This window comes from Micromonospora sp. WMMA1363 (assembly GCF_030345795.1).
GTDB lineage: Bacteria > Actinomycetota > Actinomycetes > Mycobacteriales > Micromonosporaceae > Micromonospora.
Genome location: NZ_JAUALB010000001.1, coordinates 1,393,163 through 1,414,998, shown reverse-complemented (window position 1 = coordinate 1,414,998; position 21,836 = coordinate 1,393,163). Strand labels below are relative to the sequence as shown.

The following is a 21,836-nucleotide window of genomic DNA, read 5'->3' as shown; positions in this document are numbered from 1 at the left end:
ACCGCGGCTGGGCGCCTGGAGCACAGGCAGGGAGGATGCCGTTATGACAGCCGTACTGGTGATCGAGGATGACGACCGAATCCGGCTGGCGCTGCTGCTCGCGCTGGAGGAGGAGGGGTACGCCGCGCGCGGCGCGGCGACCGCCGAGGAGGGGCTGCGGTCCCAGCGGTCGGAGCCGGCCGACTACGTGCTGGTCGACCTCATGCTGCCGGGGCTGGACGGGTTCGAGTGCATCCGACAGTTGCGCCGGGACGACGACGTCCCGATCGTGGTGATCAGCGCACGCGACGACACGCACGACATCGTCGCGGCGCTGGAGGCCGGCGCCGACGACTACGTGGTCAAGCCGGTCGCCATCAAGGAGCTGTCGGCGCGGCTGCGGGCCCTGCGTCGCCGAGGGCGGACCCGGTCGGGCCCGGTCGCCGTGCAGGTCATCGGAGACCTGGAGATCAGTCCCGACGCCGGGGAGGTACGCCGGGCCGGACAGCCGGTGTCGTTGACCCGCACGGAGTTCCGGCTGCTCTGCGAACTGGCGGAGCACGCCGGGCGGGTCCTGTCCCGGCAGCAGCTGCTCCAGCGGGTCTGGGGGTACGACACCGGCGACGAGCGCCTGGTCGACGTCCACGTCGGGCGGCTGCGCCAGAAGATCGAGGCGGAGCCGGGCAACCCGCGATACCTGGTCACCCTGCGCGGCCTCGGCTACAAGCTGCAACGATGAGACGGCTCGGGCTCCGCGCGCGGGTGACGGCCGGGTTCGCCGTCGGCGCCGCGCTGCTGGCGTCGTCGATGGCGCTGATCTCGTACGACCTGACCCGGCGCTCCCTGCTCGACGAACGGGAACACACCGCCGTACGCGTGGCGTACTTCGACGCGGCCGTGGTGCGCACCGGGCTGGACACCGATCACCCCGACGTCGTCGAGGTGTTGCGGTCGCTGGACACCGGCAGCACCCGGCGGCCGCTGCTGCACCTCGACGGTGCCTGGTACGCGCGCACCGCCGAGGCTGCGGCGACCGGCGTGCCGGACGCGCTGCACGAGTGGGTCCGCGGCGGCCGGCCCGCCGTGCAGCGGGTTCGGCTGGCCGGGCAGCTCACCCTGCTGGTGGGCGTGCCCCTGTCGGACCGGGCGACCTACTACGAGCTGACCTCGTTGCGGGAACTGGAGGAGACCTTCCAGGTGCTCGCGCTGGCGCTGACCGCCGTGGCGATCATGGTCGCGGGCTCCGGCGCGGCCTTCGGCTGGTACGCGACGCGGCACAGCCTCCGCCCGCTGACCGCGGTTGCGGACGCCGCCGAGAAGATCGCCGGCGGCGATTTCACCATCCGGCTGGCCCCGACCACCGACTCCGACCTGACCCGCCTGTCGACCTCGTTCAACGACATGGTCGACCAACTGGCCCGGCGGATCGAACGGGACCGGCGCTTCGCCGCCGACGTGAGCCACGAGCTGCGCTCCCCGCTGCAGACCCTCGCCGCCGCCGCGAGCGTGCTCACCCGCCGGCGTGAACACCACGATGAGCGAACAGCGACCGCGGCGGGACTGGTCGTCGACGAGATCGACCGCTTCCAGCAGCTCGTCAACGACCTCATCGAGCTGGCCCGCGCCGACCAGCCCGCCCAGCGGGAGCCTGTGGACGTGGCGGCGCTGGCCCGCGAACTGTGCCGCGGCCGCGCGCTGCCGGCGGACCTGGTGGACGTCGAACCCGGCACGCCAACCGACTGGCGGGTCGACCGGCGGCGGATCGAGCAGCTGCTGGTGAATCTGCTGGAGAACGCGGTCCGGTACGGCGGCGGCCCGATCGCGGTGCGCCTGTCGGCCGCCCGCGGCGCCGGCGTGATCGAAGTGGACGATGCGGGCGCGGGCGTACCGGTCGAGGACCGGGAGGCCATCTTCGACCGGTTCGTCCGCGGGCGCGCCGCGCACGCCCGCGCCGCCACCGACGGCACCGGGCTCGGTCTGGCCATCGTCGCGCAGCACGCCGCGGCGCACGGCGGACGCGCCACGGTCGACGACCGGCCCGGCGGCGGCGCCCGCTTCCGGGTGGAACTGCCCGGGAGTGTCGAGTGACCGCCCGGGCGGCGGGGGCCGTGCTGCTCGTCCTGTTCCTCGCCGGTTGCGGCGTCCCCACCGACGACCGGCCGCGCGCCGTGGAGGCGCCGCCCGGCGTGTTCCCCACCCCCGGTGCGACCACCTCCACCGTCCCGACCGGCCAGGTAGACGAGGCGCTCTGCTTCGTGCGCGACGACCACCTCGTCAAGGTCGTCCGGCGCATCGACACCCCGCCGACGGTCGACCAGCAGCTCGAGCACCTGCTCGCCGGGCCGAGCCCGGCCGAGCGTGACTCCGGGCTGATCACCGCGCTGCCCGGGGCCGTGGCCGCTGCGGGCGTTCGGCTCGCCGGTACGCGGGCCGAGATCGACCTCCCCGCGACGGGTGACGAGACCGGCCGCAGCGATGAGGTCCTCGCGTTCGGGCAGATCGTCTGCACCCTGACCGCCCACGCGGAGGTCGACGCGGTGTCGTTCATCCGGGACGGCCAGCCACTCGGGGTGCCCCGCGCCGACGGGTCGCTGTCCCAGGTGCCCCTCGTCGCCGCTGACTACGCCGAGCTCACCCGCCCCGGTTGACGGCATCGGCAGCGTCCGCGGCCGTCACGCGTACGGCCTTCGGCGGGCGCGCTGGAGGCTCCCCGACCTGGGGTGCGGCTCCGCCGGCCAGTTCAGCCGGCCGACGGCGCCGCAACCCCGGTGGCTGGGGCCTGGTCAGCGGCCGTCCAGTTCGGCGAACTGGCCCGGGCTCCGGCCCGGGCCGGCCGGGCCCCGGTAGGCCTGGGCGATGTCGAGCCAGCGATCGGCGATCTCACCGGTGGCCTGCAGGGCCAGGTCGTCGCGGTGGCGGCGGCGGGAGACCAACAGACAGAAGTCCCACGCGGAGCCGGTCACCGTCGCCGGCGAATCCTGCGGACCGAAGGTCCACACCCGGCCCGACGGGGCGGTCAGCTCGAAACGCAGCTCGGCGTCCGGTGGCGTCAGGCCCCGAGCCAAATAGCCGAAGTCCCAGGTGCGGGCGGCGAAGCCGACCAGGTGCCCGACCCGGTCGGTCGGCGTCCGGCGGACCTTGAGTGCGTCGGCGATGTCCTGCCCGTGCCCGAACAGCTCCAGCATCCCGGCGGCGGCGAGGACACCCGGCGGCAGTGGGCGCACCAGCCACGGCACCAACTGGGTGGACGGCACCGCGACGAGCGCCTTCACGGCGGCGGTCCGCTCGGCCCGCCACCGCTGCAGCAACACCTCCGGCGGGTCGTCGAGGTACTCCGACAGGGCGGCCTCCACGTTGCCGTTGAAGTCGCCGCTGAGCCGGGAGAGCATCGCCGTGAAGGCGTCCGGCTGCGCTGCCGCCATCCCGGCGATGCGGAACGTGGCCGTCAGGTGGGCGATCTGGTGGGCGATCGTCCATCCTGGTGCCGGGGTCGGCAGCGCCCACTGTTCCGGGGCCAACCCGGCCACCAGCCCGTCGACCTCGTTGCCCTCGGCCACCAGGGCGGCCATCACGTCCTGCTGATCGGTCACGTCGTACCCCTTCCGGTTGTCTGGTCGTCGGCGCGGGCCGGGTTGGGATCGCCGGTCCGCGGGAGGATGGTCGGTGGCCCGGGCCCGCCGAAATCGGCCGGCAGGCGCCATGGCCGCGGGCGGCGCGGATCGCGGACCGCGAGCAGGGTGGCGGCGCCCAGTACCACCACCCCGTTGACGAGGAGCAGTACCGCGCTGAGCGGATCGACGGTGTGCAGATGGGAGTCGAGGAGATCGGTGGCGGCTCGGTCCAACGCCGGCCCGGCCGGTGCGGGCGGGCGGCCGGTCCCGACGCTGAACCGCAGCGTGCCGCGGCTTTCGCCGCCGTCGTGAAAGCTGACGTGCCAGGCCACGGTCAGGTCCCCGGTGACCCCGGGGGTGACCGGTTGCCGTAGCGTCCACCGGTCCGCCCGCCGCGGCTCCCCGGTGCTCACCTCCGCCGCCCGGGCGTCCAGCACCACGACGTGCGAGTCGGTGAGCTCCGGCTCCCCGGTGAAGGTCAGCTCAACCGCCGCCGGCGTCGTCGCGAGCGTCGCGTCGGCGGCCGGGTCGCTGGTGGTGAGCCGCTCGTCCGCGTGGGCCGCGCGCGGTCCCGCCAGGACGACGAGCGCGGCCACGGACAGCACGGCGAGGGCGTACGCCGCGCGGGCCATCTCAGACCGGGGCCGGCGTAGCCGGCTGGCCGAGAGCGCGCTGCTGCGCTGCCAGGCAGCTGCACGACGCCGCGTGCAACTCCGGGTCGGACGGACGCAGGTGCCGGTACATCGCGATGACCATCGGTATGAAGACCACGCTGTTGTAGAACAGGTGCAGCTCGACCCGGCCGACCAGTACCTCGATGATGCTGGTGGGCACCGTCCGCCCGAACAGGAACACCCCGGTCTGCGCCTGCGCGAACAGCAGCAGGTGCTCGATGTGGTGCCAGAACTGGAACAGCAACGCCACCGTCCACCAGGTGCGTGAGCGGCCGGTGAAGCCGGGCCGCAGCAGAAACAGACCGATCAGCATGACCAGCGCGTAGCCGTAGTGCAGCCACTCCGAGGTCACCAGCCCGGGGAACCACTGCCCGAGGACGCCCCGCGCCTGCGGTCGGGGCATTCCCAGCACCCAGATCTGGTACGCCTGCACCAGGTGTTCGGCCCAGTGCGCGAGCACCACGACCAGGTACGCGATGAGCGCCGACCGGTGGTGTCGCCCGTTGAGCCGGCGGACGAGACCGTTTCGGCGCGGTGTACTGACGACGGTTGCCATGCGGATTCCGTCCCTCCTGGCTAGTGCTCTCCCGGCCAGGCTAACGGTGCACCCGATCCCGTTCGTCTTCAATTTTGCGCAGTTGTCCGCGATGCTGTGTGTGCAATTCCCGCCCGCATTGACGGCGCTTCCCGGCCACGGCCCGCGCCGTGTGCCACTGCCGGGGCGCGAGCGTCGGCTGCGCACGTCCGAAGATGCGTTGGAACGGTGGTCGACGCAAGCTGTAGCGGCGGAGACCGGCGCCGTGGATGCGAAATCCGGCCGTGGTGGACGCGGCCGGAGAGACTTTCGAGTCGACCTCGTCCGGCCAGCCGGCCCGGCTTCCCGTCATTTAATCCCGACGCGCATGTGAAAGGAGGGATGACCCGTGCACGACAGCGCCCAGCACGACGTGACGACAATGACGCTCGAAGCGTTTGCCGACACCATTCTTCCAGGGGAGAAACGCTTCCCCGACGACGTCGCGGTGGCCGGCGCGGCCGACGGTGGCGGCGCGGTCGCCTCCGGCGCCGTCGCCGTGCTCCGAACCGACGAGGGCGGCATGGCTCCCGCGCTGGACAACCTCGCCGAGGCGCTCAACGGGCACGCCGGCGGGTACGCGGCCGAGCGCGGCCTGCGTCTCGACTCGACGGTGCCGCCGTTCGTCGCCCTCTCCTTCACCGATCGCACCGACCTGGTGACGCGGTTGACCGACCCGGCCCACCCGCAGCGAGACGTCTGGGTGAGCGTGGCGATGTTCAGCACGATCGCCTTCGACGCCGCCGCGCATCTGCACACCACCGAGGCCCTCGCCGCCGGGCATCCGGGAATGACCACGATGGGGTTCAAGCCGCCGGGGGCCGACAACCTGTGGCGTTTCCCGGAGTTCTCCTACGGCCGGCAGCTCGCCCGCCCCCACCCCGACACGACACCCTCAGGGAGTCCGGCATGACGGCCATCGAGAGCACTGACGTCGTGGTGGTCGGCAGCGGGTTCGGCGGCGCGATTGCCGCCTACCACCTGGCGGCTGGCGGCGCCCGGGTCGTGGTGCTGGAGCGCGGACCGTGGCTCACCGGGCAGGACTTCGACCAGGACTTCAAGTTCGGCGCGTCGTCCACCCGGGCCTTCGACTTCACCGTCGCCGACGGTATGAGCGTGCTGGCCGGCAACTGCGTCGGTGGTGGCAGCGTGGTCTACTTCGCCGCGATGCCGCGTGCGCCGCGGTTCGTCTTCGAGCGGCACGGCAGCATCGGCCGCCGGATGTGGCCGGCCGTCATCAGCCGCAACGCCCTGGATCCCTGGTACGACCGGGTCGCCGAGGCGCTGCCCGTCACCCGGCAGGAGTGGTCGGAGGTGCCGTACGCGGGCGGCCTGTGGGCCGCGGCCTGCCACCACGCCGGACGCACCGCGAACCCGGTGCCGGTGGCGATCGACAACGAGAAGTGCGTCAACTGCAACTGGATGATGTCCGGCTGCCGCTTCGACGCCAAGCGTTCGCTGCTGCTCAACTACCTGCCGGCCGCGTTGGCCCACAACGCGCAGATCCGGCCGCTGCACGAGGTGCAGAAGCTGACCAGGACCGACGACGGTGGCTACCGGCTGCACTACACCGTGATCGACGACGTCGACTACCGGGTCGAGGCGGGCTGCGGCGTGATCGACGCGAAGATCGTCGTGCTGGCCGCCGGCGCCGGGGCGACGCCGGTGATCCTGCAACGCTCCGCCGACACCCTCGGTCCGATGCCGGCCGCGGTGGGACGTTACTTCTCCGGAAACGGGGAGCGGTTGAACACCGCGGTCATCGACGAGGAGCGGGTGCGTGACGTGCTGGGGCTCAGTCGCTCCGACGGGGTGCCGTACGAGGCGTACCAGATCGGCAAGGGACCCTGCGTGGCCAGTTGGGACCGACTGGACGGGTCGCTACCGGAGTACCTGCGCTACTCGCTGGAGCAGCTCTACTTCCCACCCGGGTTCGGCACCATCCTCGCCCAGGTGCCCGACCCGACCGGGCCGGCCTGGTTCGGCGTGGCGAAGAAGGAACTGCTCCGGCACTGGAAGTCCTGGTTGACCGTCTTCACGATGAGCGAGGACGACAACGAGGGCGTCTTCGGACCGCCCCCGCCCACCGGTAACTCGGTCCGGGTTTCCCAGCAGATGCTCGGGCGGGGGTCACTGCGCTACCGGCCCACCGAGAACACGCTGCGTGGCTGGGCCGCCTCGGACGCGGAGGTGCGGGACATTCTGGAACGCGACGGTCTGGCCCGGGTCATGCCGTGGACCAACGACGTGGTCGGGGCGTACACCGTGCATCCGCTTGCGTCCTGCCGCATCGGCGACGACCCGGCTACCTCGGCGCTGGACGACCGGCACGAGCTGCGTGGCAACCCGGGCATCTTCGTCACCGACGGCTCGGCGGTGCCGGGCGCGCTGACGGTCAACCCGGCGATGACCATCGCGGCGCTGGCCGAACGGGCGGTCCCCGGCATCGTCGAGGCCGCCCGGCAGCGCGGTGTCCCGGTGCGCTACGGCGCACCCGCGCCGGACGGCGCGACGGCCGGCCGGGACGCGGTGCTGCCTCTGGTGGGCGGCGCGACACGTCGGTAGCCGTCTTCCGGCGGGGTCGTTCGCCGCCCCGCCGGACGTATCCCGGCACCGGCTCACACCGGCGGCGCGCCGCTCCGACGACCGTATCGAGGAGGCACCGTGGTCAACAGGTTCGCCCGGGCTGCCGTCCGCCGCTCGCTGGGGCGCGTTCGGTACCTCCGCCCGGTCTTCCCGTCGTCGGCGCCGCCGGCCGTGCGCCGGGTGTACGACCCGTTGGAGCGCGAGTTCGGCGTCCTCGCCCCGCCTGTGGCGCTGCACGCGCCGGCGCCGCGGGCGCTGGCCGCCGCGTGGGTGATCCTGCGGGAGACGCTGGTCGCCCGGGGCCGCTGCACCCGTGCCGCCCGGGAGGCGGTCGCCGCGGCTGTCTCCGTCGGCAACGCGTGTCCGTACTGCGTGGACGTGCATGCCTCCACCATGCAGGGCCTGGTCCGGGGATCGGATGCCGCCGCCGTTGCGGCCGACCGCGTCGACTCGATCGGCGACCCGGGGGTCCGCGAACTGGTGCGTTGGCTACGCGACGACGCCTCGGCCACCGGCGACGCGCCGCCGTTCCCGGCCGAGGCGGCTTCCGAAGTGATCGGCGTGGCGGTGACCTTCCACTACCTGAACCGGATGGTGAACGTCTTCCTCGACGCCTCGCCGATGCCGGCGGTTCTGCCCGGTCGGCTGCGTGGCGGGGCCCGCCGGCTCCTCGGCGTGCTGCTGCGCCCGGCGGCCCGCCGGGCGGCTGCGCCCGGTGACGCCCTGGATCTGCTTCCGACCGCGCCGCTCCCACCGGACCTTGGCTGGGCCACCGGCACCCCCACCGTCGCCGCCGCGTTCGCACGAGCGTCGGCGACGGTGGACGAGCTGGCCGACGCGGTCGTGCCGACGCCGGTGCGGGATCTGGTGGGGGAGCGCATCGCCGCCTGGGACGGCAGCCCGCCCGGCCTCAGCCGGGCCTGGGCCGCCGACGCCGTGGCCGCGCTGCCCCCGGGGCACCGGGCCACCGCGCGGCTGGCGCTGCTCACCGCGATGGCCTCCTACCAGGTCGACGACGCGGTGGTCGACGACCATCGGCGCCGTGCGCCCGGCGACGCGGACCTGGTGGCTGTGACCGCTTGGGCCAGCCTCACCGCGGCCCGGCAGCTGGGCGCCCGGCTGGCCCGGGACGCCCGGCGGCCAGCCGACCGGCCTGGCGGGGGCTGACCCGGCCGGTAGCCGCCAACCAGGCCACCGTGTCGGCGACGGTGCGCTCGAACGGCACGGGCGACCCGTCCAGCAGCCGGTCGGTGGCCGAGGTGTCCACCGGCCCGGCCACCGCGCAGGTGTAGATGGCGCCGTACTCGGCCGGTAGGTGCACGGGTGTGACGCGTTGCACCAGCCCGGTCACCGCGCCGACCGGCAGCATCGCGGCGGCCGGCAGACGTACCGCGGGCAGCGCCCGCCCGGTCACCCGGCGAAGCACGTCCAGGTACTCCCGGGTGTCCACGTAGCGACCCGGCCCCAGGTACCGGCGGGGGCCGCGCCCCGGCTCGAGCACCATGGCGTGCAGGCGGGCCACGTCCCGTACGTCACCGACCGGAAAGCCACCGCGCGGCCAGATCGGCATCAGCCCACGTAAGGCGTTGCGCAGCCGGGCGGTTTGGTCACCCAGGTGTGGGTCGTGCGGTCCGAGCGCCGCCAGCGGGTACGTCACGACGACCGGCGCGCCCGCGGCCTGATGCCGCCGGGCCACCCGCTCGGCACTCGCCTTGCTGGCCAGGTACGTCTCCCGGGGCTCGCCCACCTCCGCCTCGGCAGTGATCGGGCTCCGCCGCGCTGGCACCAGCGCGCCGAAGGTGGAGACGTGCACGACCGGGTCGAGCCCGGCGGCGACGGCGGCGCCGAGCACCAGCTCGGCGCCGCGCACGTTGACCGCCCGCAAGCGGGCGTGGTCGCGGGTGTCGAAGCTGTACACCGACGCGGCGTGCAGAGCCGCCGTGCATCCGTGGACGGCGGCGGACACGGCGGCCGGGTCGGTCACCTCGCCCGTGACCACCTCGACCGCGGCGGGCTGCACCCCCAGCGGCCGCAACGCCACCGGCACCCGCGTCGGGTCCCGGACGAGCAGGCGCACCGGATGCCCCGCCGCGACCAGCGCCGCCACCGAGTGCGACCCGAGGAACCCCGTACCACCGGTCACCAGCACCGTCATCGCGAAGACACTCCTGTCGGTTCACGGGCCCGTGCGGCGATTATCGGCGGCCGGCGGGGTTGGCTCTTCTCGTGACGTGCGCCGTCCAGGGGCGACGGTCCGACCGCGAGTGGCTGCGCAATCTGGAATATCCCAGCTGACGGCGACCGAGGCATCCTTGTGAGCGAACAGCTACACACCATCGCCGTGTCGTCGGCCGCCGTGCCGTCACCTCCGGCGATGTTCCAGGGGAGGCGGGCAATGGTTGCCGGACGGGTAGTCTCGTCGGTCGTCCAGCGCCAGGTCAGGTACGTCCGGCCGGTGCCGGTCCCGACGGCCGCGGGGGTGGTGGGTGCGGTCTACGGCCAAGCCGCCGAGGAGATGCGGATCGTCAATCCGCCGGTGCTGCTGCACTCGTCGGCGCCGCCGGTCCTGGCCGCGTACTGGATGCTCATGCGGGAACCGCTGCTGGCCACCGGCAACGCCGGCCGGCTGGCAAAGGAGGCGGTGGCCGCCGCCGTCTCGGTGGCCAACATCTGCCCGTACTGCGCCGACATGCACAGCACCGGGATGTACGAGCTGGGCGACGCCGGCGACGCGGAGGCGATCGTCGCCGACCGGGTCGAGCAGGTGCGCGACGAGGCGGTCCGGCAGGTGGCGGGCTGGGCCCGCTCGGCGCACCTGGCCGACCTGCCGGGGGTCGCCGACGCCCCGTTCGGCGAGGCGGACCGTCCCGAGCTGGTCGGTGTCCTGGTCGCCTTCCACTACCTGACCCGCATGGTCAACGTCTTCCTGGCGAACTTCCTGCTGCCTCCTGGTCTGGGGTCGAGCGCCCGCCGCCGGCTCAAGTTCGGCATCAGCCGGCTGCTGCGCCCGACGCTGCGCGAGCCGTATCCGCCGGGCCGCGCGCTGTCCCTGCTGCCGCCGGCGGACCTGCCCGCCGATGCCCGGTGGGCCGCCGGCAACCCGGCCGTGGCCGCGGCCGTGGCCCGCTCATACGCTGCCTTCGAAGCGGCCGGCAAACGGACGCTTACGCCGGCGGTCCGCGAGCGGGTGCTCCGCCGGCTGGCGGATTGGCGGGGCGAGGAGACCGGCATCAGCCGGCAGTGGTGCGAGGACTCGGTCGTCGACCTGTCCCCCGCCGATCGCGCCGCCGGTCGGCTCGCCCTGCTCACCGCGTTCGCCTCCTACCAGGTCGACGAGGAGGTGGTGGACGAGTTTCGCGCCCACCATCCCGACGACCGCAGCCTGGTGGAGGCCGCCGCCTGGTCGAGCTTCGCCGCCGCCCGCCGGGTGGGCAGCCACCATGTGCCACGGTCGTACCTGCTCCACCGTTGAGCGGCTTCGATTCTCGCGGGCGGCCCCGGGCGCCACCCGCCACCGAATCTGGGGAGGATTCATGGCAAGCGCGGTGGGCTCGGTGCGCCGGATGCTGCTGGCGCCGTCCCTGGCCGATGTCTCCTTCCGGCGGCGGAACTTCCCGGCGACGCCGTCGGCGACCACCGATCGGCTCGAGTCGGTGCCGCGCGCGGTGATCTGCGGCTTCGAGTGGGGCATCGACACCCGCGACCAATGGGAGCTCGAACGGCGGCTGGAACTGGTCGAGGAGGATCTGCGCGGCTTCGCGTACGAGGGTGCCACCATGGCCTGCACCGTGCTGGACGTCATGCCGGGTCGCTCGAACCGGACCCGCGCGCTGCTCCTCGGTCCGGGTCGGCCGCACGTCTTCCTCGCGTACATCGGCATCGGTTTCGCGATGGCCCGGCTCCCACGGCTCCTCTGGCGGAAGGTGTTGCCCGACCTGAGCGGGATCCCCTACCACCCGACGATGAGCTGGCTGGCGGTGGACGGGTATGGCTTCGACCGGGCCTACTTCGACACCGAGCGCGTCGTCGACCGGCAGGAGCGGCTCGCCCGGTACCCCTGGCAGGGGGCGGCGGGCTACTTCCCCCGGGCGGTGGACCAGGGCGTCGGCCGGGCCCTGTGGTTCGTCCACGGGGGGCGGGTTCCGGACGTGGCGGCGGCGGTCGGCCGGTTCGCCGCCGACCGGCATCCGGACCTGTGGAGCGGGGTTGGGCTCGCCGCCACCTTCGCCGGCGGTTGCGCCGCCGAGCCGCTGCGCCGCGCCGCCGGCGAGCACGCTTCGGACCTGGCCCAGGGCGCGGTGTTCGCGGCCAAGGCCCGCTCCTGGTCCGGGTGCGTCCCGGAGCACACCCGATCGGCCCTGGCCGGGCTCACCGGGATGACGGTGGAGGCCGCCGCCGAGTTCGCCGACGAGGTCGCCGTCCCCGACGCCGTGGGCGGACACGTGCCGCCGTACGAGATCTGGCGCAACCGGGTGCGGGCGCGGTTCCACGCGGCGGCGACCCCCGGTTGATCCCGTCGCTCCCAGCCCATTCGGCAATGAGGCTTATGCATTCGTGGGTACTGGCACTATCCGCTTCCGTCGTTGTCGTCGATAATCTTTTCCTCGATTAGCACAATCGAAGAAGACGCGACGTACCGGCCGCTGGCACCGTTTCATCCACAGTTGTCAGAGGGCTAGCGTGTCCTCGTTTGGGGGAGACCGTGACCAGTGCCTGGCGGACGCTCAGACGTCGCATTCTCACACCCGACATGTCGGCCACGAACCTCGACGTGCGTGGATTCAAAGCCAAGAATCCAGCCGCGCGGGAAATGCTCGAAACCGTAGGGCGCACGTTCCTGACCGGATATTCCTACGCGGCGGAGACGCCATCGCCCGACCCATTGTCGCGGCGACTCGACGTGACCCCGACGCGATTCCGCGGGTTCGCGTACGAGGGTGCGGCGATGGCCCTGGCGGTGCTCGACGCGTTACCCGGTCCACGTCGTCACGTGGCCCGGTTTCTCGCCGGACCCGGCGACGCCCACATCTACATGGCGTACGTCGGGGTGGGCTGGGCGATGGCCCGGCTACCGCGGTTCCGCTGGTGGACGCTGACCGCCCCCGACCCGCTGGTGCGCTGGTTGGTGCTGGACGGTCTCGGCTTCCACCAGGCGTACTTCGCCACCGACCGGTACGTGTACGGCCAGTACCGGGAGGCCGCCTTCCCATGGCCACCGGGCGACGCCCACCGCGGCTACGCCGACCACGCCATCGACCAAGGCATCGGCCGGGCGCTCTGGTTCGTCTGCGGTACCGACGCCGAGCGGGTCGCCGAGACCATCGAGGGCTTCGCCCCCGGCCGGCGGGCGGACCTGTACAGCGGCGCCGGACTGGCGGCCACGTACGCGGGCGGGGCCGACGAGGAGGAACTGCGGGCGTTCCGGCGGCGCGCCGGTGCGTACCACACGCACGTCTCCCAGGGCAGTGTCTTCGCCGCCTCGGCCCGCGTCCGGGCGGGGCTCGTGGTCCCGCACAACGAGGTGGCGACCCGGGCACTGTGCGGGATGACCGTGGTCGAAGCCGCCGACCTGGCCGAACGCCGCCGGCCGCGAGGCGACACGCCGGGCGGGCCGCCCGGCTACGAGGTCTGGCGGCGGGCCGTGGCGGACGAGTTCGTCGTGATCGGAAGGAACTGACAAGATGTCGATGACAGTGAGATGGCTGCGCCGCCAACTGGCCGGGGCGCTGGCTCTCGTGCTGATGGTGGGCCTGTTCCTCGCCTCCCGGCTGCCGTACGCCTCGGCCGACGAGCGGTCGGAGCTGGCGGACCGCTACCGGTTCACGCCGACGGCGATCGCGCTGCCGGGCGGGTTCCCGCAGCAGACCATCCGCCGGGTCAATCAGGACTACCAGCAGATCGACGCCTGGATTTCGTCGGTCGGCTCCGCCATCGCGATGAACGACCTGGACGGCGACGGGCTGGCCAACGACCTCTGCGTCACCGACCCCCGCACCGACCAGGTCAGCATCACCCCGGTGCCCGGTTCGAGCGGCGACCGGTACACCCCCTTCGCGCTGCGCCCGGACCCACTGCCGATGACCACACCGATGGCGCCGATGGGCTGCGTGCCCGGCGACTTCAACGAGGACGGCCGGATGGACCTTCTGGTCTACCTCTGGGGCCGGACGCCGATCCTCTACCTGACGAAGGCCGGCGTCACCGGACTGAGCGCCGCGGCGTACCAGCCGACCGAGCTGGTGCCCGGCGCCGCCGACCGGTACGAGGGCCCGCTGTGGAACACCAACACCGTCGCTGTCGACGACTTCGACGGCGACGGCCACGTCGACATCTACGTCGGCAACTACTTCCCGCACAGCGCGGTCCTCGACGACACCGTCAGCGGCGGGGTCGAGATGAACGACTCGATGTCCCACGGCATCAACGGTGGCGAGGACTACTTCTTCCGCTTCACCGGCGGCAGCGGCGGCCCCGAACCGACAGCCACCTTCGAACAGATCGACGACGTCCTGCCCCGCGCGGTGTCCAAGGGCTGGGCGCTCGCGGCCGGCGCCAACGACCTCGACGGCGACCATCTGCCCGAGCTCTACATCGCGCACGACTTCGGCCCGGACCGGCTGCTGCACAACCGCTCCACCCCCGGCGAGCTGAAGTTCGCGCTGGTGGAGAGCGCTGTCGGCCGCGCGCTGGTGCCCAAGTCCAAGCGGGTCGGCCTGGACTCGTTCAAGGGCATGGGCGTCGACTTCGGTGACCTCGACGGCGACGGCCGGTACGACATGTTCGTCAGCAACATCACCACGTCGTTCGGCATCGAAGAAAGCCACTTCGCGTTCATCGACACCGCGACGGACAACGCCGACCTGCGTAGGCAGTTCGCCGAGGGTCGCGCCCCGTACGCCGACCGCAGCGCGCCGCTCGGCCTCGCCTGGTCGGGCTGGGGCTGGGACGCCAAGCTGGCCGACTTCGACAACGGTGGCACCCTGGTCGTCGCACAGGCCACCGGTTTCGTCAAGGGTGAGGTGAACCGCTGGCCGCAGCTCCAGGAACTGGCCACCGCCAACGACGAGCTGCTGCGCCACCCGCTGTGGTGGCCGCACGTCAACTCCGGCGACGACATCGGCGGCAGTCAGCGGCTGCACTTCTTCGTCAAGGATCCGGGCGGCCGCTACGTGAATCTCGCCGGTGAGCTGGGCCTCGACATCCCGGTGCCGACCCGCGGCATCGCCACCGGTGACGCCGACGGCGACGGCCGGCTGGACTTCGCCGTGGCCCGGCAGTGGGACGAGCCGGTCTTCTATCACAACCAGAGCCCGTCGCCGGGGGCCTTCCTCGGGCTCCGGCTGGTCCACGACGGTCCGGCCGTGTCCGAGGCTGGCCGGCCGGCGCCGGGTTCCCCGGTGGTCGGCGCCCAGGTTCGGGTCACCACCGCCGACGGGCGCACCTTCGTCACCCGCGTCGACGGTGGCAGCGGCCATTCCGGCAAGCGCAGCCACGAGGCGCATGTCGGCCTGGGCCGTGACATCACCGGCCCGGTCCGGGTGGACCTGCGGTGGCGCGACCGCGCCGGCGAGGTCCGGCAGCAGGAAATTCGGTTGGCCCCGGGCTGGCACACGCTGCGGCTCGGCTCCCAGGCCCAGGAAAGGTGAGCGACATGGCCGCGACCACGCCCTCTGGCCCCCGCCACGATCCCAAGGTTATCAAGGCGCTGCGCAACTTCGCGATCTCGATCACGGTGTTCAACATCGTCGGCTACACGGTGCTGGGCTTCGAGCAGCCATGGCTGTGGCCGTTCGTGGCGCTCGCCACCGGCTACACGCTGGAGATCGTCCTGGAGACGGTGGGCGCCCGGGCAGAGGGCCGCACCCCCCGCTACCTCGGCAACGGACTGCGTGGGCTCGTCGAGTTCCTCTATCCGGCCCACATCACCAGCCTCGCGGTGAACATGCTGATCTACGTCAACGACCAGATCCTGGTGCTGATGTTCGGCGTGGCCGTGGCGATCGGCGCGAAGTGGGTGCTGCGCGCACCGCTCAGGGGCCGGATGCGGCACTACATGAACCCGTCGAACTTCGGCATCGCGATGATCCTGCTGCTCTTTCCGTGGGCCAGCATCGCCCCGCCGTACCACTTCACCGAGCACATCACCGGCTTCTGGGACTGGTTCGTCCCGGCGATCATCATCGTCGGCGGCACCATGATCAACGGGAAGCTGACCGGCCGGATGTGGCTCATCCTCGGCTGGACGTCGTTCTTCGTGCTCCAGGCCGTCGTCCGCGGCATGGTCCTGGACACCTCGATCCCCGGCGCGTTGGCCATGATGACCGGCACCGCCTTCGTGCTGTTCACCAACTACATGGTCACCGACCCGGGGACCAGCCCGTCCCCGCCCGCCGCGCAGTTCGCCTTCGGCGCCGGCGTCGCGGTCGTCTACGGCTTCCTCACCGGCGCGGGCATCGCGTACGGGATCTTCTTCGCCACCGCCCTGGTCTGCGCCTCCCGCGGCGGCTTCCACTGGGCGCTGCACTTCGTCAACCAGGCCCGCGAGCGGCGCGAGGCCCAGGCGGCACCGTCGCTCGCCCGGACGTCGGCCGTTCCCGTGGTCGTCGCCCCCGAATCCGGCAAGGAGCGTGTGCCGGCATGAGCAGGATCGCCATCGTCGGGATGGCCAACCGCTATCCCGACGCCACCTCGCCCGGCGAGCTGTGGGAGAACGCCGTCGCCGGACGGCGCGCCTTCCGCCGCCTTCCGGACGTGCGGATGCGGCTCGACGACTACTGGGACCCTGATCCGGCCGCCCCGGACCGCTTCTACGCCCGGACCGCCGCCGTCATCGAGGGCTACGAGTTCGACCGGATCGCCTACAAGATCGCCGGCAGCACGTACCGGTCCACCGACCTCACCCACTGGCTGGCGCTGGACGTCGCCGCCACGGCCCTGGCCGACGCCGGCTTCCCGATGGCCGAGGGACTGCCCCGCGAGCGCACCTGCGTGGTGGTCGGCAACAGCCTCACCGGGGAGTTCTCCCGCGCCAACCAGATGCGGCTGCGGTGGCCGTACGTGCAGCGGATGGTGGCCGCCGCGCTCAAGGAACAGGACTGGGACGACGACCAACTGGCCACCTTCCTCGCCGACTTCGAGGCCCGCTACAAGGCGCCGTTCCCCGGCATCGACGAGGACACCCTGGCCGGTGGCCTGTCCAACACCATCGCCGGCCGGATCTGCAACCACTTCGATCTCAAGGGCGGCGGGTACACCGTCGACGGCGCCTGCTCGTCCTCGCTGCTCTCCGTCGCCACCGCGTGCAAGACGCTGCTCGACGGCGAGGTGGACGTCGCGGTGGCCGGGGGGGTGGACATTTCCATCGACCCCTTCGAGATCATCGGTTTCGCCAAGACCGGTGCGCTGGCCCGGACGGAGATGCGCGTCTACGACCGCAAGTCCAACGGCTTCTGGCCCGGCGAAGGCTGCGGGATGATCGTCCTGATGCGCGAGCGGGACGCCCTCGAGGCCGGGCACCGCGTGTACGCCACCGTCGCCGGCTGGGGTATCTCCTCGGACGGTAAGGGCGGCATCACCCGTCCCGAGGTCAACGGCTACCAGCTGGCGCTGCGTCGGGCGTACGAGCGGGCGGGCTTCGGGATCGACACCGTCGGACTGTTCGAGGGCCACGGCACCGGCACCGCCGTCGGGGACGCCACCGAGCTCAGGGCCCTCTCGATGGCCCGCCGGTCGGCCGACCCCCGGGCGCCGAAGGCCGCGATCAGCTCCGTGAAGGGCATGATCGGGCACACCAAGGCGGCGGCCGGGGTCGCGGGTCTGATCAAAGCCGCCATGGCGGTGCACCACGAGCTGCTTCCGCCGGCGATCGGCTGTGTCGACCCGCACGAGCTGCTCACCGCCGACGACGCCGCGTTGCGGGTGTTGCGGCAGGCGGAGCCGTGGCCGGCGGAAACCCCGGTGCGCGCCGGCATCACCGCGATGGGCTTCGGCGGCATCAACACCCACGTGGTGCTGGACAAGCGGGAGCCGAAGCGGCGTGTCCGGCTGGACAGCCGCAGCCGTAACCTGCGCCGCTCGGTGCAGGACATGGAGCTGCTGGTGGTCGACGCCGACTCGGCCGGCCTCCTGCGCGAGCGGGTACAGCAGCTGATCGAGTTCGTTCCCCAGCTCGCGTACGCCCAGCTCGCCGATCTGGCCGCCACCCTGCACCGGGAACAGCAGGACCGGCCCTGGCGGGCGGCGCTGGTCGTGTCCTCCCCGGAGGACGCGGAGCACCAGCTACTGCGCGTCCGGGAGGCGCTGGACGCCGGTGAGACCCGGCTCCTCACCGCCGACGGGCGCGCCCTGTGCGGGCACGTGGTGGAGGAGGGGCGCATTGGCTTCCTCTTCCCCGGCCAGGGCTCGGGTCGCGGAACCAGCGGCGGCGCGCTGCGCCGCCGGTTCGGCCGGGCCGAGGAGGTGTACGAGCGGGCTGCCCTGCCGACCACCGGCGACATGGTCGCCACCGCCGTCGCCCAGCCCCGTATCGTCACCGGATCCATGGCTGGCCTGCGGGTGCTGTGCGACCTCGGGATCGGCGCGCAGGTAGCCGTCGGGCACAGCCTCGGCGAGCTGTCCGCGCTGCACTGGGCGGGCGCGATGGACGGTGAGACCCTGCTGCGGGTCGCTGCGGTACGCGGCCGGACCATGGCCGAGCACAGCGCCTCCGGCACCATGGCCAGCCTGGCCGCCGCGCCAGACCCGGTGGCAGGCCTGCTGGCCGGGCAGCCGGTGGTTGTCGCCGGCTACAACGGCCCCCAGCAGACGGTCGTCGCCGGCCCGGTCGACGCCGTCGAGGCGGTGAGTCGGGCCGCCCGGGAGGCCGGGATCGGAGCCACCCGGCTGTCGGTGTCGCACGCGTTCCACTCTCCGCTGGTGGCCCCGGCGGCAGCGGCCTTCGGCGACCGGTTGGCCGGCGAGCGCTTCGGACCGCTCCGCGAACCGGTGGTCTCCACCGTCACCGGTGAGGTTCTCGCCCCGGACACCGACATCCCGGCGCTCCTGCACCGGCAGATCACCGACCCGGTGCTCTTCGCCCAAGCCGTGGCCCTCGCCGCCAAGGACATCGACCTGATCGTTGAGGTCGGGCCCGGGCGGGTGCTCAGTGGTCTGGCCGCCGCGGTGACCGAGGTGCCGGCCGTGGCGCTGGACACCGACGACGAGTCGCTGACCAGCGTGCTGCGGGTCGTCGCCGCCGCGTACGTCATCGGTGCCGCCGACGTCCACCCGGGTCTGTTCCACGGCCGGCTGATCCGGCCGGTGCAGCTCGGGCAGGAGTTCAGCTTCTTCGCCAGCCCCTGCGAGGCGGCTCCCGCCGTTGACGTCCGCGCGGTCCCGACCGCGGCGGGGCCACCGGTCGCCACGCCGCCCGCCGCTTCCGCCGAGAGCGGGGAATCCGGCCTGGAACTGCTCCGGCGGCTGGCCGCCGAACGTGCCGAACTGCCGCTGGAGATGGTGCGCGACGACAGTCGGCTCCTCGACGACCTGCACCTCAGCTCGATCACTGTCGGCCAGGTGGTCAACCAGGCCGCCCAGCGTCTCGGCATCGGGGCCGCCGAGACGCCGACGAACTTCGCCACCGCCACCCTGCGGGAGCTCGCGGAGGCGTTCGGCGAGTTACACCGGACCGCCCTTCCGATCGACACCGAGCGGGAGCCGGCGGTTGTCGGGGCAGCCCCCTGGTCCCGGCCGTTCCGGCTGGATCTGGACCCGGTCCCGCTGCCGGCCCGCGGGCCGGCCGAGGAGAACGGCCACTGGCGGGTGTACGCCGCGGCGGACGATCCGCTGGCCGAGGAGCTGCGGCGCGGCCTCGAACGCGGGCAACTCGGCTCCGGTGTGCTGGTCTGTCTGCCCGCCGACTGCGCCGAGGAGCATCTGGACCTCGCCCGCCAGGGCGCCCGGGCCGTCCTCGGCGGCCAGCTCGGCGACCGATTCGTTCTCGTCCAGCCGGGTCGGGGGGCGGCCGGCCTGGCCAAGACCCTCCGGCTGGAGGCGCCGCAGGTCCGGGTGACCATAGTGCGGACTCCGGCAGCCGGGCCGGCCGTCGAGCGGGTGCTGGCCGAGATCGCCGCGACCCAGGAGTTCGCCGAGGTCCACTATGACGAGCAGGGACGTCGGCTGGTGCCGACCCTGCGGGCCATGCCGGTGCGGCCGGCGCGGCCCGTGTCACCGTTGGGCTCGGACGACGTCCTGCTGGTCACCGGTGGGGGCAAGGGCATCACCGCCGAGTGCGCGATCGTGATCGGACGCGACACGGGGGCCCGGCTGGCCGTGCTGGGCCGCTCCGACCCGGCCGGCGACGAGGAGCTGGCGGCGAACCTGCGGCGGATGACCGAGCAGGGGCTCACCGTGCACTACGCCCGTGCCGACGTCACCGACGCCGAACAGGTCCGGGCGGCGGTGGCTGAGGTGACCGATGCGCTCGGCCCGGTCACCGGCGTGCTGCACGGCGCCGGTCGCAACGAGCCGACGGCGCTGGCCAGCCTCGACCAGGCGGCCGTGCGGCGGACGTTCGCGCCGAAGATCGACGGCCTGCGGGCGGTCCTGAACGCGGTCGACGCGGATCGGCTGAAGGCTCTCGTCACGTTCGGCAGCATCATCGGCCGCAGCGGACTGCGCGGCGAGGCGCACTACGCGATGGCCAACGACTGGCTCGCGGAGCTGACCGCGGAGTTCGGCCGCCGCCACCCAGAATGCCGCGCGCTCTGTCTCGAGTGGTCGGTCTGGTCCGGAACGGGAATGGGGGAGCGGCTGTCCGTCGTGGAGGCTCTGGAACGCGACGGTGTCACGCCGATCACCCTGGACCAGGGCGTGGAGATCATGCGGCGCTTGCTGGTGGACGCCGCCGCGCCGACGGTCGTGGTCATCAGCGGTCGCACGCAGGACATCGACACCGTTCGGTACAACATCCCCGACCTACCCCTGCTGCGCTTCGTCGACCGGCTGCCGGTTCACTATCCGGGCGTCGAACTGGTCTCCGAAACCACCCTCAGCCCGGACATCGACCGTTATCTGCCCGACCACCTGCTCGACGGCAACCTGCTGTTCCCTGCGGTCTTCGGGATGGAGGCGATGTCCCAGGTCGCGACCGCGCTGACCGGCCGGCGGTCGGTCCCGCTGATCGAGAACGTCGAGTTCGCCCGGCCGATCGTGGTGCCGCCCGACGGCAGCACCACGATCCGGGTGGCGGCGGTGGTGACCGACGACGACACGGTGCAGGTGAGCATCCGCAGCGCGGAGACCGGCTTCGCCGCCGACCACTTCCGTGCCCGCCTGCGCTTCGTCGACGCCCCGACGCCGGACGGTCCGCCCGAGCAGGTCGGGCCCGGCCTACCGGAGGTACCACTCGCCCCGGACCGCGACCTCTACGGCGACATCCTGTTCCAGGGTGACCGGTTCCAGCGGCTTCGCCGCTACCACCGGGCCTCCGCCCGGGACGTCGATGCGGACCTCGCGGTGCGCGGCGACACGGACTGGTTCGCCGGTTTCCTGCCGGCGGAGCTGATCCTCGGCGACCCTGGCATGCGGGACGCGCTGATGCACGGCAACCAGGTCTGCGTGCCGCACGCCACGCTGCTGCCCGCCGGCATCGAGCGGGTCCACCCGGGTGGGGCAGCCCTGGCGGCAGCGGGAGAGGTGCGCTACTGCGCCCGCGAACGCAGCCGCGACGGGGACACCTACATCTACGACATCGCCGTCCGGGACGGCGCCGGCCGGGTCCTGGAGCGCTGGGACGGGCTGCGGTTGCAGGCCGTCCGTAAGCGGAGCGACCTGCGCTGGGTGCCGACCCTGCTCGGACCGTACCTGGAACGGGAGTTCGGTGATCTGCTCGGCACCCCGATCGCGGTGACGGTCGAGCCCGACGCCCCCACCGACGGCGGCGCCGGTGTCGCCGGGCGGGGCCGCACCGCCCGGGCGGCCGGCCGGACGCTGGGCCGGGCGGTCGACGTCCGGTACCGGCCCGACGGGCGACCCGAGCTCGACGGCGAGCGGCAGGTGTCCGCCGCGCACGGCGCGGGGCTCACCCTGTGTGTGCTGGGCGTCGGCCCGCTCGGCTGTGACGTCGAGCCGGTGGTGGCGCTTCCGGCGCCCGAGTGGGACGGGCTGCTGGGCCCGAACCGTGGCCTGGCCGACCTGATCGCCGCCGAGACCGGCGAGGACCTCGCCGTCGCGGCGACCCGGGTCTGGACGGCGACCGAGTGCCTGCAGAAGGTGGGGTTGCCGCAGCGCTCCCCGCTGTCGCTGCTCTCCGGCGGCCGGGACGGACGGGTGCTGCTCGCCTCCGGGGACCTGCGGATCGCCACGGCGCCAGTGACCCTGCGTGACCACACCGAACCGGTGGTCTTCGCGGTGCTGACCGGGAAGGACGGCTGA

General features: G+C 72.8%; 16 protein-coding genes. 12 read left to right on the top strand and 4 right to left on the bottom strand.

Features of this window, described 5'->3' with window-relative positions:
- Positions 1–43 precede the first annotated feature (43 nt).
- The 3 genes from QTQ03_RS06510 to QTQ03_RS06500 are packed head-to-tail and all read left to right on the top strand — an operon-like array spanning position 44 to position 2,627.
- Complete coding sequence (locus tag QTQ03_RS06510) at positions 44–718, top strand: response regulator transcription factor (protein ID WP_289277191.1); 675 nt, start codon at positions 44–46, stop codon at positions 716–718.
- Positions 715–2,067 carry a sensor histidine kinase gene (locus QTQ03_RS06505; RefSeq protein WP_289277190.1) on the top strand — a complete coding sequence of 451 codons (1,353 nt, stop codon included), beginning with the start codon at positions 715–717 and terminating at the stop codon, positions 2,065–2,067. Before QTQ03_RS06510 ends, QTQ03_RS06505 begins: the two co-directional genes overlap by 4 nt.
- Entirely contained in the window at positions 2,064–2,627 is a 564-nt protein-coding gene (locus tag QTQ03_RS06500) for a GerMN domain-containing protein (RefSeq protein ID WP_289277189.1), read from the top strand. The genes QTQ03_RS06505 and QTQ03_RS06500 overlap by 4 nt, the downstream gene beginning before the upstream one ends.
- Positions 2,628–2,762: 135 nt before the next feature.
- Here the strand turns inward: QTQ03_RS06500 and QTQ03_RS06495 are convergent, their stop codons facing one another.
- From QTQ03_RS06495 to QTQ03_RS06485, 3 genes are read right to left on the bottom strand one after another with little or no spacing between them, the layout of a single operon-like run.
- Entirely contained in the window at positions 2,763–3,569 is an 807-nt protein-coding gene (locus QTQ03_RS06495; protein WP_289277188.1) for a TIGR03084 family metal-binding protein, read from the bottom strand.
- Positions 3,566–4,222 (bottom strand): copper resistance CopC family protein, encoded by a 657-nt coding sequence (locus QTQ03_RS06490; protein ID WP_289277187.1) that lies wholly within the window; start codon positions 4,220–4,222, stop codon positions 3,566–3,568. The genes QTQ03_RS06495 and QTQ03_RS06490 overlap by 4 nt, the downstream gene beginning before the upstream one ends.
- A gap of 1 nt (position 4,223) precedes the next feature.
- Entirely contained in the window at positions 4,224–4,820 is a 597-nt protein-coding gene (locus QTQ03_RS06485; protein WP_289277186.1) for a hypothetical protein, read from the bottom strand.
- Positions 4,821–5,220: 400 nt separating this feature from the next.
- Between QTQ03_RS06485 and QTQ03_RS06480 the strand changes: the two genes are divergently transcribed.
- The 3 genes from QTQ03_RS06480 (at position 5,221) to QTQ03_RS06470 (ending at position 8,591) form a co-directional block, all read left to right on the top strand.
- On the top strand, positions 5,221–5,751 hold the full coding sequence (locus QTQ03_RS06480) for a DUF5987 family protein (RefSeq protein WP_289280710.1): 531 nt from the start codon (positions 5,221–5,223) through the stop codon (positions 5,749–5,751).
- The gene (locus QTQ03_RS06475; protein ID WP_289277185.1) at positions 5,748–7,403 is read left to right on the top strand and encodes an FAD-dependent oxidoreductase; all 1,656 of its coding nucleotides are present in this window, start codon (positions 5,748–5,750) and stop codon (positions 7,401–7,403) included. The genes QTQ03_RS06480 and QTQ03_RS06475 overlap by 4 nt, the downstream gene beginning before the upstream one ends.
- Positions 7,404–7,502: 99 nt before the next feature.
- Positions 7,503–8,591 carry a carboxymuconolactone decarboxylase family protein gene (locus tag QTQ03_RS06470; protein WP_289277184.1) on the top strand — a complete coding sequence of 363 codons (1,089 nt, stop codon included), beginning with the start codon at positions 7,503–7,505 and terminating at the stop codon, positions 8,589–8,591.
- Here QTQ03_RS06470 and QTQ03_RS06465 read toward each other — a convergent pair.
- Entirely contained in the window at positions 8,515–9,579 is a 1,065-nt protein-coding gene (locus tag QTQ03_RS06465; RefSeq protein WP_289277183.1) for an NAD-dependent epimerase/dehydratase family protein, read from the bottom strand. The genes QTQ03_RS06470 and QTQ03_RS06465 overlap by 77 nt on opposite strands.
- Before the next feature lie 240 nt (positions 9,580–9,819).
- On the opposite strand from QTQ03_RS06465, the gene QTQ03_RS06460 reads away from it, so the two are divergent.
- The 6 genes from QTQ03_RS06460 (at position 9,820) to QTQ03_RS06435 (ending at position 21,836) form a co-directional block, all read left to right on the top strand.
- The gene (locus QTQ03_RS06460) at positions 9,820–10,896 is read left to right on the top strand and encodes a carboxymuconolactone decarboxylase family protein (RefSeq protein ID WP_289277182.1); all 1,077 of its coding nucleotides are present in this window, start codon (positions 9,820–9,822) and stop codon (positions 10,894–10,896) included.
- A 61-nt stretch (positions 10,897–10,957) separates the two neighbouring features.
- Complete coding sequence (locus QTQ03_RS06455) at positions 10,958–11,935, top strand: DUF1702 family protein (RefSeq protein WP_289277181.1); 978 nt, start codon at positions 10,958–10,960, stop codon at positions 11,933–11,935.
- Positions 11,936–12,126: 191 nt separating this feature from the next.
- Positions 12,127–13,101, top strand: coding sequence for a DUF1702 family protein (locus QTQ03_RS06450; RefSeq protein ID WP_289280709.1), 975 nt, complete (start codon positions 12,127–12,129; stop codon positions 13,099–13,101).
- A 4-nt stretch (positions 13,102–13,105) separates the two neighbouring features.
- The gene (locus QTQ03_RS06445; RefSeq protein WP_289277180.1) at positions 13,106–15,070 is read left to right on the top strand and encodes a CRTAC1 family protein; all 1,965 of its coding nucleotides are present in this window, start codon (positions 13,106–13,108) and stop codon (positions 15,068–15,070) included.
- Between the two features lie 5 nt (positions 15,071–15,075).
- Positions 15,076–16,065: an enediyne biosynthesis protein gene (locus tag QTQ03_RS06440; RefSeq protein WP_289277179.1), complete on the top strand. Its 990-nt coding sequence runs from the start codon at positions 15,076–15,078 to the stop codon at positions 16,063–16,065.
- Entirely contained in the window at positions 16,062–21,836 is a 5,775-nt protein-coding gene (locus QTQ03_RS06435) for a type I polyketide synthase (RefSeq protein WP_289277178.1), read from the top strand. Before QTQ03_RS06440 ends, QTQ03_RS06435 begins: the two co-directional genes overlap by 4 nt.